Source organism: Streptomyces sp. rh34, from assembly GCF_002551245.1.
Taxonomy (GTDB): Bacteria; Actinomycetota; Actinomycetes; order Streptomycetales; family Streptomycetaceae; genus Streptomyces.
Window position 1 is genome coordinate 1 of the sequence record NZ_NTGZ01000223.1, and the last position, 12147, is coordinate 12147.

15 protein-coding genes and 1 pseudogene are annotated in these 12147 nt (G+C 71.4%); 8 read left to right on the plus strand and 8 right to left on the minus strand.

The features are described from left to right. On the minus strand, positions 1 to 434 hold a 434-nt coding region (locus tag CR470_RS29325), incomplete at its 3' end, for a GntR family transcriptional regulator (RefSeq protein ID WP_143663898.1). A 47-nt stretch (positions 435 to 481) separates the two neighbouring features. On the opposite strand from CR470_RS29325, the gene CR470_RS29330 reads away from it, so the two are divergent. Continuing rightward, positions 482 to 1000, plus strand: coding sequence for a carboxymuconolactone decarboxylase family protein (locus tag CR470_RS29330; RefSeq protein WP_097870519.1), 519 nt, complete (start codon positions 482 to 484; stop codon positions 998 to 1000). Between the two features lie 42 nt (positions 1001 to 1042). On the opposite strand, the gene CR470_RS29335 is transcribed toward CR470_RS29330, so the two are convergent. Next, positions 1043 to 1534, minus strand: a complete 492-nt coding sequence (locus CR470_RS29335; protein WP_097870520.1) for a MarR family winged helix-turn-helix transcriptional regulator — start codon at positions 1532 to 1534, stop codon at positions 1043 to 1045. Positions 1535 to 1613: 79 nt separating this feature from the next. Here CR470_RS29335 and CR470_RS29340 point away from each other — a divergent pair, with 79 nt between their 5' ends. Continuing rightward, positions 1614 to 2540: an alpha/beta fold hydrolase gene (locus CR470_RS29340; RefSeq protein WP_097870521.1), complete on the plus strand. Its 927-nt coding sequence runs from the start codon at positions 1614 to 1616 to the stop codon at positions 2538 to 2540. Positions 2541 to 2549: 9 nt separating this feature from the next. On the opposite strand, the gene CR470_RS29345 is transcribed toward CR470_RS29340, so the two are convergent. Beyond that, positions 2550 to 2909: an arsenate reductase family protein gene (locus CR470_RS29345; protein WP_097870522.1), complete on the minus strand. Its 360-nt coding sequence runs from the start codon at positions 2907 to 2909 to the stop codon at positions 2550 to 2552. 120 nt (positions 2910 to 3029) lie between these two features. Between CR470_RS29345 and CR470_RS29350 the strand changes: the two genes are divergently transcribed. The 4 genes from CR470_RS29350 (at position 3030) to CR470_RS29365 (ending at position 5522) form a co-directional block, all read left to right on the plus strand. Further along, positions 3030 to 3335, plus strand: a complete 306-nt coding sequence (locus CR470_RS29350; RefSeq protein ID WP_097870523.1) for a hypothetical protein — start codon at positions 3030 to 3032, stop codon at positions 3333 to 3335. A gap of 129 nt (positions 3336 to 3464) precedes the next feature. Then, positions 3465 to 4295: a M55 family metallopeptidase gene (locus CR470_RS29355; RefSeq protein WP_097870524.1), complete on the plus strand. Its 831-nt coding sequence runs from the start codon at positions 3465 to 3467 to the stop codon at positions 4293 to 4295. A gap of 61 nt (positions 4296 to 4356) precedes the next feature. Then, positions 4357 to 4890, plus strand: coding sequence for a chloramphenicol phosphotransferase CPT (cpt, locus tag CR470_RS29360; RefSeq protein WP_097870525.1), 534 nt, complete (start codon positions 4357 to 4359; stop codon positions 4888 to 4890). Between the two features lie 65 nt (positions 4891 to 4955). Next, the gene (locus CR470_RS29365) at positions 4956 to 5522 is read left to right on the plus strand and encodes a GNAT family N-acetyltransferase (protein ID WP_097870526.1); all 567 of its coding nucleotides are present in this window, start codon (positions 4956 to 4958) and stop codon (positions 5520 to 5522) included. A 243-nt stretch (positions 5523 to 5765) separates the two neighbouring features. On the opposite strand, the gene glnA is transcribed toward CR470_RS29365, so the two are convergent. Beyond that, entirely contained in the window at positions 5766 to 7175 is a 1410-nt protein-coding gene (glnA, locus tag CR470_RS29370) for a type I glutamate--ammonia ligase (RefSeq protein WP_097870527.1), read from the minus strand. A gap of 281 nt (positions 7176 to 7456) precedes the next feature. Between glnA and CR470_RS29375 the strand changes: the two genes are divergently transcribed. Further along, the gene (locus CR470_RS29375) at positions 7457 to 7864 is read left to right on the plus strand and encodes an RDD family protein (RefSeq protein WP_179892403.1); all 408 of its coding nucleotides are present in this window, start codon (positions 7457 to 7459) and stop codon (positions 7862 to 7864) included. 217 nt (positions 7865 to 8081) lie between these two features. Here the strand turns inward: CR470_RS29375 and CR470_RS29380 are convergent, their stop codons facing one another. The 4 genes from CR470_RS29380 to lipB form a co-directional block, all read right to left on the minus strand. After that, complete coding sequence (locus tag CR470_RS29380; protein ID WP_097870529.1) at positions 8082 to 8789, minus strand: DUF4191 domain-containing protein; 708 nt, start codon at positions 8787 to 8789, stop codon at positions 8082 to 8084. Between the two features lie 30 nt (positions 8790 to 8819). Next, positions 8820 to 9020 (minus strand): SCO2195 family GlnR-regulated protein, encoded by a 201-nt coding sequence (locus CR470_RS29385; RefSeq protein ID WP_097870530.1) that lies wholly within the window; start codon positions 9018 to 9020, stop codon positions 8820 to 8822. 269 nt (positions 9021 to 9289) lie between these two features. Further along, complete coding sequence (gene lipA / locus CR470_RS29390) at positions 9290 to 10267, minus strand: lipoyl synthase (protein WP_097870531.1); 978 nt, start codon at positions 10265 to 10267, stop codon at positions 9290 to 9292. Positions 10268 to 10483: 216 nt separating this feature from the next. Next, positions 10484 to 11299 (minus strand): lipoyl(octanoyl) transferase LipB, encoded by an 816-nt coding sequence (gene lipB, locus CR470_RS29395; protein ID WP_097870532.1) that lies wholly within the window; start codon positions 11297 to 11299, stop codon positions 10484 to 10486. 345 nt (positions 11300 to 11644) lie between these two features. Between lipB and CR470_RS29400 the strand changes: the two are divergent. After that, a pseudogene (locus tag CR470_RS29400) lies at positions 11645 to 12147 on the plus strand (regulator); the annotation flags it as partial.

The window sequence follows — 12147 nt, forward strand, 5'->3', positions numbered from 1 at the left end:
GACAGGTCGGGGGCGGCGGCGAGCGCGCGCCACGCCGAGGCCAGCCAGGCGGTGCGCGGGAAGACCGAGGGATCCGGCTGCCCCTGGACCAGGTCATGGACCGGGCGGGCGGCGCGCTCGGGGGTGCGCGGCCGGTGGACGGGGGTGACCGGGACGGCCCGCTCGGCGACCCGGGTCCCCGAGCCCTGCCGGGCGGCGAGCCACCCTTCGGCGACCAGTTCCGCGTACGCGTCGGCGACGGTGTTGCGGGCGAGGCCGAGATCGGCGGCGAGGGAACGGTAGGGCGGCAGCCGGGTCCCCGGGGCGAGCCGCCCGCTGCGCACGGCCTCGCGCAGCGCCGCCATCAGCAGGGCCCGGCGGTTGCCCGTGCCGGAGAGTTCCAGCGGCAGATCGCTGCCCAGGATCTCCGCGGAATTGACCCATGAATCCGTCATAGAAGTGCACCCCACACCCAGTCGCCTGTCGCTCTAGATTCGTACCCATGACGACGACGGAGATCAAGACGAACGACCGCGCCACCGCCCCCGCCACCACCGTCCGGAGCAACGAGGGGGCGGCCCGGCTCGACTTCGCGAAGAGCGCCCCGAAGGTCTTCCGGGCCGTGATCGGCCTGGACGCGGCGGCCCGCGCCGGGCTGGACCCGACGCTGGTCGAACTGGTCCAGATCCGCGCCTCGCACCTGAACCGGTGCGCGTACTGCCTGCACATGCACACCACGGACGCGCGGAAGGCGGGCGAGAGCGAGGAGCGCCTGCACATGGTCGCGGTGTGGCAGGAGGCGGAGCACTTCTTCACGGAGCACGAACGGGCCGCCCTGGCCCTGACGGACGCGGTCACCCGGATCGGGGACGCCGGCGTACCGGACGAGGTCTACGGCCGGGCGGCGGCCCACTTCGACGAGGAGGAACTGGCCCACCTGCTGGCCCTGATCCTCACGATCAACACCTGGAACCGCATAGCCCTGTCCACCGCCAAGCGCGCGGGCACGGACGAACGCTGAGCCCTCGGGCCGGGCACCCCCGGCCCGGACCCGGTGGCCACATCAGGTGGGGCCGGGGCCGGGCCCGCCTTCCGGGGGCCGGGCCACCGCCTCGTGCGCCGCCGTCAGGAACCGGCGTACGGCGTCCGTCTCCCGGGCGTCGAGCCCGCGCAGCACCGCGTCCGCGGCTCCGATGAAGGGCCCGAAGAACGCCCGTCCCAGCTCCACCGCCCGCTCGTCGACCGCCAGGAGCACGCGTCGCCCGTCGCGCGGGTCGCGCGTGCGCGTCACATGCCCCAGCCGCACCAGCCGGTCGACGACCGCCGTCGTCCCCGCGGAGTGCAGTCCGAGCCGCGCCCCGAGCAGGCCGGCGGTCGCGGCGGTCCCGGCCCGCTCGGCGTCGAGCAGACAGATCAGAGCCCGTACGTCGGTGGGGTGCATCCCGTTACGCGCGGCGAACTCCGCCTGTCGCAGCCCGAATTCGACGGTCACCTTGCGCAGCAGGTGGATCAGCTCGCTGTGTGCTCCAGGCCCGCCGTCCGGCTCTTCGGCCATGCCCGACCCTCCATATCTCTCGCTCAGCGAGATAATATCCCCGATGAGTCAGCCGAAGACGCCGACGAGAGGCCGTGCCATGCCGCCGTCCCACAGCACCGGATCCGCGGGAGCTCCGGGTGCCCGGCCCCCGTCCCCCTCCTTCCTCGCCGCCTACGACGAGGTCCTGACCGCATGCTGGCCCGAGGGAACCACGACCTCGCGCGTCCCCACCCCGTACGGCACCACGCACATCACGAGTCACGGCCCCGCCGACGCCACGGCCCCGCCCGTGGTACTGCTGCCCGGCGGCGGAGCGACCTCCACCGTCTGGCACGCACAGGCGGCCCACCTCGGCCGGAAGCGCCGGGTGCACGCTGTCGACCTGATCGGCGAGCCGGGGCGCAGTACGCGCGGGGAGCGCCCGATCCGCACAGTGGCGGACCTGACCGGCTGGCTGGGCGTGGTGCTGGAGGCACTGTGCGCCGACGCGGGTCGCCGGCCGGTGCTCGCCGGACACTCCTACGGGGCCTGGATCGCGCTCCACCATGCTCTCCACGCGGGCTCCCGGCACCTGGCCGGACTGGTGCTCGTGGATCCCACGCAGTGCTTCACGGGCTTCCGTCCCGGCTACCTCCTGCACGCCCTTCCCCTGCTGCTCCGTCCGACACCGCGGCGGGCCCGCGCGTTCCTGACCTGGGAGACGGCCGGGGCCGGGCTGGACGCGGACTGGCTGCGCCTGTACGAGGAAGGCACCCGGTTCCCCGCCGTGCGTCCGGTCACCGGTCCGCGCCCCGACCGGCAGGCTCTGCGCGGACTCGCCGTGCCGACGCTCGTCCTGCTCGCGGAGCACGGCCGCGCGCTCGACCCCGCCCGTACCGCGCGGGCGGTCGACCGTTCCCTGCCGGGCGCCTCGACGTGCGTGATTCCCGGTGCGACCCACCACACGCTGCCGCTGCACGCTCCGGCGGCGGCCGAGATCAACCGCCGTCTGGACGCGTTCCTCACCGGGCTCCCGGCGGAGTGACGGCGTCCGCTACCTCCCCAGCGCGTCCCGCACCGCTTCCTCGCTCCGCGCCACCACGGCCGTGCCGTCCTCGGCGGTGATGATCGGCCGCTGGATCAGCTTCGGGTGCTCGGACAGAGCGGCGATCCACCGCTCCCGTGAACCGGCCTCCCGCGGCCACTCCTTCAGCCCCAGCTCCTTCGCCGCCGCCTCCTGCGTCCGCGTGATGTCCCACGGTTCGAGACCGAGACGGTCCAGCACGGCCCGGATCTCCTCGGGCGAGGGCACGTCCTCCAGGTAGCGGCGGACGGTGTAGTCGGCCCCTTCCGCGTCGAGCAGGGTGAGGGCGCCGCGGCACTTCGAACAGGCCGGATTGATCCAGATCTCCATGGGGCCAAGGTTACGCGAGGGACTGCCGAAAGCGCCTCTGGCCAGGGGCGATTGTCAGTGGGGGGCAGTAAAATGGAGGGAGTTCGTGAGGGTTCCACCACGCTGCCAGGAGGATGCCGAATGGCTGTTGCCACAGTCACGACCGAGCCGCTCGACCGACAGCTCCCGATGCCCTTCCAACCGCCACTTCCCGCACCGCTGCCGAAGAAGCGACTGCCCGCGGGCCGCCCCCGCGAGTGGTACGTCTCCCACAACCGCCGCCTCAAGGCCATGCGCCTGGCCATCGCCCTGCTCGACAGCGGGGTCTACCAGCCCTCCAGCGCCGGCAACCACCGGATACGGATCACCGCCGAGCGCCTGGGCATCCACCCGCCGTCCGACACCACCTGCCGGATGGTCCGCGCCCTGATCCGCTACGGCCGCTGATCCGACCGGACCAAACCAGACACGACCAGGTCGGGTCAGACTGCCGATCGCCCTGTGCCCCCGGCCCGCTCGTCCGGCGGGGGCACAGGGCTGCCCCTCGCCCACCAGCCCCGGTAGGCTCCGGAACCCATGAAGCTACTCATCTCGGTCGACATGGAAGGCGTCTCGGGGATCGTCCATCCCAGCGAGACGAACCCCGAGCGCTACGACTACCAGCGCGGCCGGGAGTTGATGACGGCCGACGCGAACGCGGTCGTCGCGGGGGTCCTGGACGCCGACCCCACGGCCGAGGTGCTGGTCGCCGACGCGCACGGCACGTTCCGCAACCTCCTGCCGGAACAGCTGGACCGCAGGGCCCGCCTGGTCCGGGGCAAGCCGCGCGCGCTGAACATGCTCGCCGGTCTCGACGAGGGGACCGACGCGGCGCTGTTCGTCGGCTACCACGTCCGCGCGGGCGAGGGGCCGGGCGTGCTGGCGCACACCATGAACGGCGAGATCCTCGACGTACGGGTGGCCGGCCGCTCCCTGGGCGAGATCGGGCTCAACGCCGCCATGGCCGGCCACCTCGGCGTACCGGTCGTCCTGCTCAGCGGTGACGACGCGGCCTGCGCCGAGATGACCGACCTGGTGCCCGCGGCGGTCACCGTCCCGGTCAAGGAGGCCCTGGGCATGGCGGCCGCCGTGACACTGCACCCGGAGGAGGCCCGGGACCGGCTCCGCCGGGCGGCGGCGGACGCGGTGACCCGCCGCGCGGCCATCCCACCCCTGACGCTCACCCCCGCCCCGCTGGACGTGGAGGTCGACCTCGCGAGCCCGCACACCATCGACCTGGCGACCCTCGTCCCGGGCGTCTCACGCGCCGACGGCGCTCGTACGGTCACCTTCACGTCCCCCGACTACGCGACGGCGTACCGGCTGATCCTGCTGCTCGCGCAACTCGCCACGATCAAGCCCGCGTAGCCGAGCGGTCTCGCCCGAAAAACGCGTCGATCGCCGTACGGGAGACCTCTAGGGTGACCGGGTGACAACCCAGGTGATCGTGCTGAACGGCGGCTCCAGCTCCGGCAAGTCCGGCATCGTCCGCTGCCTCCAGGCGGAACTGCCGGCCCCGTGGCTCGCCGCCGCGATCGACGCTTTCGTCGATGCGCTGCCCGCGTCCCTGCGCACATCGGACGCGGGCATCGAGTTCGCCGAGGACGGCGGCGTGACGGTCGGACCGGAGTTCCGCAGGCTGGAGGCGGCCTGGCGCGAGGGGGTCGCCGCGATGGCACGGGCGGGCGCCCGGGTCATCGTCGACGACGTGTTCCTCGGCGGCCCGGCCTCCCAGGAACCATGGCGGAAGGCGCTGACGGGACTGGACGTCCTCTGGGTGGGCGTCCGTTGCGAGGGCACGGTGGCCGAGGCCCGTGAGGTCGCCCGGGGGGACCGCCCGAGGGGCATGGCCGCAGCACAGGCGGAGACGGTCCACCGGGGCGTGGTGTACGACCTGGAGGTCGACACGACCCACACGGAGTCCCTGACCTGCGCGAGAACCATCGCCGCCCGCCTCACGTAGCCGCACCACAACCACCACAACACCACACCACGGCCCCGCACGGGCCACCGAAACAGTGGAGAGCGATGACTGACCTGTGGACCGGCGAGAGGGTACGCCTGCGGGGCGTCGAACCGCAGGACTGGGAGGGCTTCCGGGCCCTGGCCCTGCACACGGTGGACGCCCGCAACGCCGACGTGGTCGAGCCGCCCCGCTCGGACGAGAGCTTCCGAGCCTGGGCCACCGAGCGCGCCGGCCGCACCCCGAACCCGGCCGCGTACCAACTGGTCATCGAGACCCGCTTCGAGCACGCCTTCGTCGGCGCGGTGTCGGTGGGCGAGACGGACGCCCGGGCAGGCCGCTTCCGTACGGGCATCGAGGTCACCCGGGAACACCGCCGCCAGGGCTACGCGGCCGAGGCCTCCGAACTGGTCCTCACCTACATGTTCGCCGAACAGCGCAGCCACAAGTGCGAAGTGGAGGTCTACGCCTTCAACGACGCCTCCCTGGCCCTCTACCGCACACTCGGCTTCGTGGAGGAGGGCCGCCTGCGCCAGCACGAGTTCTTCGCGGGCACGTACCACGACGTGGTCCTGCTGGGCATCACGGCGGACGAGTTCTGGGCGGGGCGGGCGCGGCCTTCGCTGCGGTGAGCGAGCCGGCCGAGGAGCCGCGCGGCGGCGTCCTCGGTAGCGATTTGTTCGTGGACGAGTCGCAGGCGCGGCAGCCCGCGGAGAAGGGCAGCGGCACCGTGCAGGGCCTCGCTCGCGCTCAGGATTCTCAGGATGAGGAAATACAAGTGACCAGCTCCGTGCCATGGCCGAGGGCCGCCGCCTCCAGAAGGAGGCAGCGGCCCTCGGCGTCCCTGGCACGGGTGAGCCCCGCCCGTGGTGTTCCTAGATGTCGAAGTACAGCTCGAACTCGTGCGGGTGCGGCCGCAGCTGGATCGGGGCGATCTCGTGCGTGCGCTTGTAGTCGATCCACGTCTCGATCAGGTCCGGCGTGAAGACGCCGCCCGCCTGGAGGTACTCGTTGTCCGCCTCCAGGGCGTCGAGCACGGCGGGGAGGGACGTCGGGACCTGCTGGACGTTGGCGTGCTCCTCGGGAGCCAGCTCGTAGAGGTCCTTGTCGATCGGCTCGGCCGGCTCGATCTTGTTCTTCACGCCGTCCAGGCCCGCCATCAGCAGCGCCGAGAACGCGAGGTACGGGTTCGAGGACGGGTCCGGGGCGCGGAACTCGACGCGCTTGGCCTTCGGGTTCGAGCCGGTGATCGGGATGCGCATCGCGGCGGAGCGGTTGCGCTGCGAGTACACCATGTTGACCGGGGCCTCGAAGCCGGGGACCAGGCGGTGGTAGGAGTTCACCGTCGGGTTGGTGAAGGCCAGCAGCGACGGGGCGTGCTTCAGGATGCCGCCGATGTAGTAGCGGGCCATGTCCGAGAGGCCGGCGTAACCCTGCTCGTCGTAGAAGAGCGGAATGCCGCCCTGCCACAGCGACTGGTGCACGTGCATGCCCGAGCCGTTGTCGCCGAAGATCGGCTTCGGCATGAAGGTCGCGGTCTTGCCGTTGCGCCAGGCGACGTTCTTCACGATGTACTTGAAGAGCATCAGGTCGTCGGCCGCGGCGAGCAGCGTGTTGAACTTGTAGTTGATCTCGGCCTGGCCGGCCGTGCCGACCTCGTGGTGCTGGCGCTCGACCTGGAGTCCGTTCTTGTCCAGCTCCAGGGAGATCTCGGCACGCAGGTCGGCGAAGTGGTCCACCGGCGGGACGGGGAAGTAACCGCCCTTGTAGCGGACCTTGTAGCCGCGGTTGTTCTCCAGGGCGCCGGTGTTCCAGGCGCCGGCCTCGGAGTCGATGTGGTAGAAGCTCTCGTTCGCCGACGTCTGGAAGCGGACGTTGTCGAAGACGTAGAACTCGGCCTCGGGGCCGAAGTACGCGGTGTCCGCGATGCCGGTCGAGGTGAGGTACGCCTCGGCCTTCTTGGCGATGTTGCGCGGGTCACGGCTGTACTGCTCGCCCGTGATCGGGTCGTGGATGAAGAAGTTGATGTTGACGGTCTTGTCACGGCGGAAGGGGTCCACCCGAGCCGTCGACAGGTCCGCGCGCAGCGCCATGTCCGACTCGTGGATGGCCTGGAAGCCGCGGATCGACGAACCGTCGAAGGCCAGTTCCTCGGCCGGGTCGAAGGTCGCTGCCGGGATCGTGAAGTGCTGCATCACCCCGGGCAGGTCGCAGAACCGGACATCGATGAACTTGACGTCGTTGTCCGCTACGTACTTCTGCACTTCGTCGGCGTTCTGGAACATCCAACTCCTCCTACTCCCGGCCCGGGAGGGACGGGGTTGAACCTCGTGGTGCGGCCAGTGCGGTGGCACACGCTGGACCCGACCATAGGCAGGCGTGATTTCTCGGGCGTGACCCATTTGTTTCGCCCAAGTTAACCGGGGCGGTGGCGGGCGGCATCTCCGCGACTGTTTCCGGTGCCCCGCCCGGCCGGGGGCAAACATGGGCGCAGTACCGTGGACGGGTGGACAACAGGCAAGCAATCGGATCGTGGCTCTCGGGGCCCCGCGCGGCCGCCGAGGAGATGGGCGCCGACTTCGGCTACCGGGGCAAGGGGCTCGGGCTGCCCGAGGAGGGGCCCGGCTCGGTCGCTCCGCTCGGCCGGCGCTTCGGGGCCCTCTTCATCGACTGGTCGCTCTGCATGGTGATCGCATACGGGCTGCTCGCTCGCGGTGACCAGCAGGCGGCGGGGAACTGGGCGCTCGGAGTCTTCCTCGTGATGAGCCTGCTGACCGTCGGCACCATCGGCTGCACGCCCGGGAAGCGCCTCCTGGGCGTCCGGGTGGTTGCCGAGGACGGCGGGCGGCTCGGGTTCGTGCGGGTCGTCGTGCGGACCGTCCTGCTCCTGCTCGTCATCCCCGCGCTGGTCTGGGACCGCGACGGGCGCGGTCTGCACGACCGGCTGTCCCGCGCCGTGCAGGTCCGGATGTGACGTCCCCGGTCTACGGGCGCGGAGGTGGCGTTCCCGGGGGCGGCCCCGGCCCCGAGGGCAGCACCGGCCCCGGCCCGGAGGGCGGCCCCGCACCGGCACCGGCGCGGTTGTGACGGCACCGCCACCGGCGTGAGAACGGGGCGGCCCCGGGACCGTTCACCGGTCCGGGGCCGCCCCGTCGTGTCTCCTGTGTCCGCCTCGGGTCAGCCGTGAGCGGTCAGCGCATCTTCCCGCCGCGCGGCATCCGCATGCCCTTGGGCATCGGGCCCTTCGGCAGCGGCATGTTGCTCATCAGGTCGCCCATCGCGCGCAGCCGGTCGTTGGTGGAGGTCACCTGCGGGCCGGTCAGGACGCGGGGGAGCTTCAGCATCTTGGTGCGGACCTTCTTCAGGGACACCTGGCCCTCGCCGTTGCCGACGATGATGTCGTGCACCGGCACGTCCACCACGATGCGGGCCATTTTCTTCTTCTCGGCCGCCAGCAGGCCCTTCACCCGGTTCGGGTTGCCCTCCGCCACCAGGACGATGCCGGCCTTGCCGACCGCCCGGTGGACGACGTCCTGGCTGCGGTTCATCGCCACTGCGGGGGTGGTGGTCCAGCCGCGTCCGATCCGGTCCAGGACGGCGGCCGCCGCTCCGGGCTGGCCCTCCATCTGTCCGAAGGCCGCCCGCTCGGCGCGTCGGCCGAAGATGATCGCCATCGCGAGGACGGCCAGGACGAAGCCCAGGATGCCCAGATAGACCGGGTAGCCGATCGCGAAGCCGATGCCGAGGAGGACACCGAACGTGACGATTCCGACACCCGCGACGACAAAACCGATCTTGCTGTCGGTCCGCCTGGTCATCTTGTAGGTCAGGGCGATCTGCTTGAGCCGCCCTGCGTTCTCGGCGCTGTCCGCGCCTTCAGTTTTTGCCTTCCTCGCCATGTATCGAAGTTTACGTGGCGTGGGAGCGACCTAGGAACGCTGGTCGGCCACGGCTTCCAACACGTGCTGGGCCTCCACCCGGTCCTTGGCGCGGCGGCGGTCCTCCAGGACGGCTGTCCAGGCGTTGCGGCGGGCGGTGCGCTGGCCGCTGCTCAGCAGCAGCGACTCGACGGCGCGCAGGGCGGTGGTGACGGACGGAAGGGCGCGGGCGCGGACCGGTGCGGCCTGCATCGTGGTGTTCCCCCTCGGAATGGACGCGCCTCCGGGGCGCGGAAGAGTGCGGGAAGCAGTGACGGCGGCGGCTGCTGGAGTCGCTGCCGCACGTGTACCCAGGGTTACTGTTTGGTGTTACCAGCGCATGACCGGGCGGTCAAACACCAATGAAGCCCTGATTCCGGCGCCGCGCACGCCGAAGCGGTCCGTACGCGTCCCCGACCTGCGGGGAGCGTCCGGACCGCTTCGATGATGCGGTTACTGCTCGGTATCGCTCGTGAGCGGATTCACACGGCCTGCGCGGCCGGGGTGCTCCCGGCGGCGGCGCCGCGCGCCTCCATCGCCTGCTGGAAGAGACGTCCCGCGCGGTACGAGGACCGCACCAGCGGACCCGACATCACGCCGGAGTAGCCGATCGCGTCGGCCTCGTCCTTCAGCTCGACGAACTCGTGCGGCTTCACCCAGCGCTCGACCGGGTGGTGCCGCACGGAGGGGCGCAGGTACTGCGTAATCGTGATGAGCTCGCAACCTGCGTCGTACAGGTCCTGGAGCGCCTCGCTGACTTCCTCGCGGGTCTCGCCCATGCCGAGGATCAGGTTCGACTTGGTGATCAGACCGGCCTCGCGGGCCCGGGTGATGACTTCCAGGGAACGCTCGTAGCGGAAGCCGGGGCGGATCCGCTTGAAGATCCGCGGCACCGTCTCCACGTTGTGCGCGAGCACCTCGGGGCGTGAGGAGAAGACCTCGGCGAGCTGCTCGGGCTCGGCGTTGAAGTCGGGGATCAGCAGCTCGACCTTGGTCGCGCCCGCCTCCCGCTCCGCGGTGAGCGTGTGGATCTGGCGGACGGTCTCGGCGTACAGCCAGGCGCCGCCGTCCTCCAGGTCGTCGCGGGCGACGCCGGTGATGGTGGCGTAGTTCAGGTCCATCGTGACGACCGACTCGCCGACCCGGCGGGGCTCGTCACGGTCCAGGGCCTGCGGCTTGCCCGTGTCGATCTGGCAGAAGTCGCAGCGCCGGGTGCACTGGTCGCCGCCGATGAGGAAGGTGGCCTCGCGGTCCTCCCAGCACTCGAAGATGTTGGGGCAGCCCGCCTCCTGGCAGACCGTGTGCAGCCCTTCGCCCTTCACCAGCTGCTGCAGCTGCTTGTACTCGGGGCCCATCTTCGCCCGCGTTTTGATCCACTCGGGCTTGCGCTCGATGGGGGTCTGGCTGTTCCGGACCTCCAGGCGCAGCATCTTGCGCCCGTCGGGTGCGACAGCGGACACTCCGGCTCCCCTTTGCTCTCTGCTGCGTTGGATTCGCGTCGGGTTCGCGTGGGATGCGCGAGCGATGCGCGAGGGACTCGCTTTGGATTCTTTGGCGAACACCAGGGTACGCCCGTACATCAAACGGCCTCGACCCTGCCCAACCTGCGGCCGACGGGGCCTATTCCCCGGCCGGTGGCAGCGGTCGGGGCTACTGGCCGGTACGACCGACAGGCCCTAGGCGGGGGCCGGGGCCGCGTCCTTCGGCCGCTCGACCACGCGCGGCGCGAGCTCCGCGTTCTCCAGGATGTCCCGCAGGTGCTTCTCGGCGACCGGCAGCACCTCCTCGATGGTGATCTCCCGGCCCAGCTCGGCTCTGAGGGACGTGACACCCGCGTCGCGGATGCCGCACGGCACGATCCGGTCGAACCAGGTGTTGTCCGGGTTCACGTTGAGGGCGAAGCCGTGCATCGTGACGCCCTTGGCGACCCGGATCCCGATCGCGGCCAGCTTGCGGTCCTCGCGGCGCTGGCCGGCGTTGGACGGGGCGTACTCGGGGCCGTTCAGCCGCGGGTCGAACTCCTCGTCCTGGAGCCTCGGGTCGAAGTCCAGCGAGAGCCCGCCCAGCGCCTGGCGCTGCTCGACCGGGTCGCCGAGCACCCAGACGCCGCTGCGGCCCTCGACCCGGGAGGTCTCCACGCCGAAGTCGGCGGCCGTGCGGATCAGCGCGTCCTCCAGCCGCCGGACGTGCGCCACGACGTCGACCGGGCGCGGCAGCTTCTGGATCGGGTAGCCGACGAGCTGCCCGGGGCCGTGCCAGGTGATCTTCCCGCCGCGGTCCACATCGATGACCGGGGTGCCGTCCAGCGGACGCTCGTTCACCGCCGTGCGGCGCCCCGCGGTGTAGACGGGCGGGTGCTCAAGCAGCAGGCAGGTGTCCGGCACCCGGTCCTCGAACCGGTCCGCGTGCACCTCGCGCTGCTTCTGCCACGCCTCCGTGTATGCGACGGCCTGTTCGCCGAAGCCCAGACGGACGAACCGCAGTTCGCTCACCGATGCCTCCCTACGTGGGTCCCGCGCGCCCGGAGGGGTGTCCCCGGGCGACGGCACCCTGCACTGATCGCGCCCGCATCCACTGTACGACCGTCGCCCGAACAGCCCCCCGGCAGGTTCGGGCGCGGGTCCGGCTGCAGGTCCCGGGCGGTCCGGCCCGGTCAGGTCTGGTCCGGGCCGGGCCGTCCACGGACCGGACGTTTGCGTCAGCTCCGTCCGGAATCCTCACACGATCGGATGAACGTGGAGCAAAGGGTGGCTGTGACCGCCCCGGTGGCCGCTAAATTCGCGCCGTTCCCATGAGGGCTGCCCGTCCGGCCCCGAAGGCAGGAGACCGTACAGCTGATGTCGGAACGACCCCCGCAGCGCACGCCCAACCGCCGACTCGCCTCACTCATCGCGGAAGCCGGGTTCTCGCACGCCGGTCTGGCCCGCCGGGTCGACCAGCTCGGCCTCGAACACGGCCTCGACCTGCGGTACGACAAGACCTCGGTCACCCGATGGCTCCGGGGACAGCAGCCGCGCGGCACCACGCCCGCGCTGATCGCCGAGGTGTTCACCCGGCGGCTCGGGCGGCGGCTCTCCGCGCAGGACCTCGGGCTCGACGCCTGCGCACCCGTCTACGCGGGTCTGGAGTTCGCGGCCAGCCCCGCCGAGGCGGTCGACATCGTCAGCGGCCTCTGGCGCAAGGACTCCGGCACTCACATCGAGCTGCGCAAGATCGCCTTCACCCCGGCCGGCCTCGTCGTCCCCAGCCGTGACTGGCTGATCGGCCGGGCCGACGAATGGGTGGCCCGGGACGGCGGCGCCGCCCGCCGGGCCGGGGGAGAGGCCGGGGCGCCCTCGCC

Excerpts from the sequence above, each read along its gene's own strand:
- CR470_RS29385 (WP_097870530.1), bottom strand. The coding sequence starts at position 9,020 with ATGCAGGCCGCACCGGTCCGCGCCCGCGCCCTTCCGTCCGTCACCACC.
- glnA (WP_097870527.1), bottom strand. The coding sequence starts at position 7,175 with ATGTTCCAGAACGCCGACGAAGTGCAGAAGTACGTAGCGGACAACGAC.
- CR470_RS29365 (WP_097870526.1), top strand. The coding sequence starts at position 4,956 with ATGACTGACCTGTGGACCGGCGAGAGGGTACGCCTGCGGGGCGTCGAA.
- CR470_RS29375 (WP_179892403.1), top strand. The coding sequence starts at position 7,457 with ATGGGCGCCGACTTCGGCTACCGGGGCAAGGGGCTCGGGCTGCCCGAG.
- CR470_RS29340 (WP_097870521.1), top strand. The coding sequence starts at position 1,614 with ATGCCGCCGTCCCACAGCACCGGATCCGCGGGAGCTCCGGGTGCCCGG.
- CR470_RS29330 (WP_097870519.1), top strand. The coding sequence starts at position 482 with ATGACGACGACGGAGATCAAGACGAACGACCGCGCCACCGCCCCCGCC.
- CR470_RS29335 (WP_097870520.1), bottom strand. The coding sequence starts at position 1,534 with ATGGCCGAAGAGCCGGACGGCGGGCCTGGAGCACACAGCGAGCTGATC.
- CR470_RS29350 (WP_097870523.1), top strand. The coding sequence starts at position 3,030 with ATGGCTGTTGCCACAGTCACGACCGAGCCGCTCGACCGACAGCTCCCG.
- CR470_RS29345 (WP_097870522.1), bottom strand. The coding sequence starts at position 2,909 with ATGGAGATCTGGATCAATCCGGCCTGTTCGAAGTGCCGCGGCGCCCTC.
- CR470_RS29355 (WP_097870524.1), top strand. The coding sequence starts at position 3,465 with ATGAAGCTACTCATCTCGGTCGACATGGAAGGCGTCTCGGGGATCGTC.
- CR470_RS29380 (WP_097870529.1), bottom strand. The coding sequence starts at position 8,789 with ATGGCGAGGAAGGCAAAAACTGAAGGCGCGGACAGCGCCGAGAACGCA.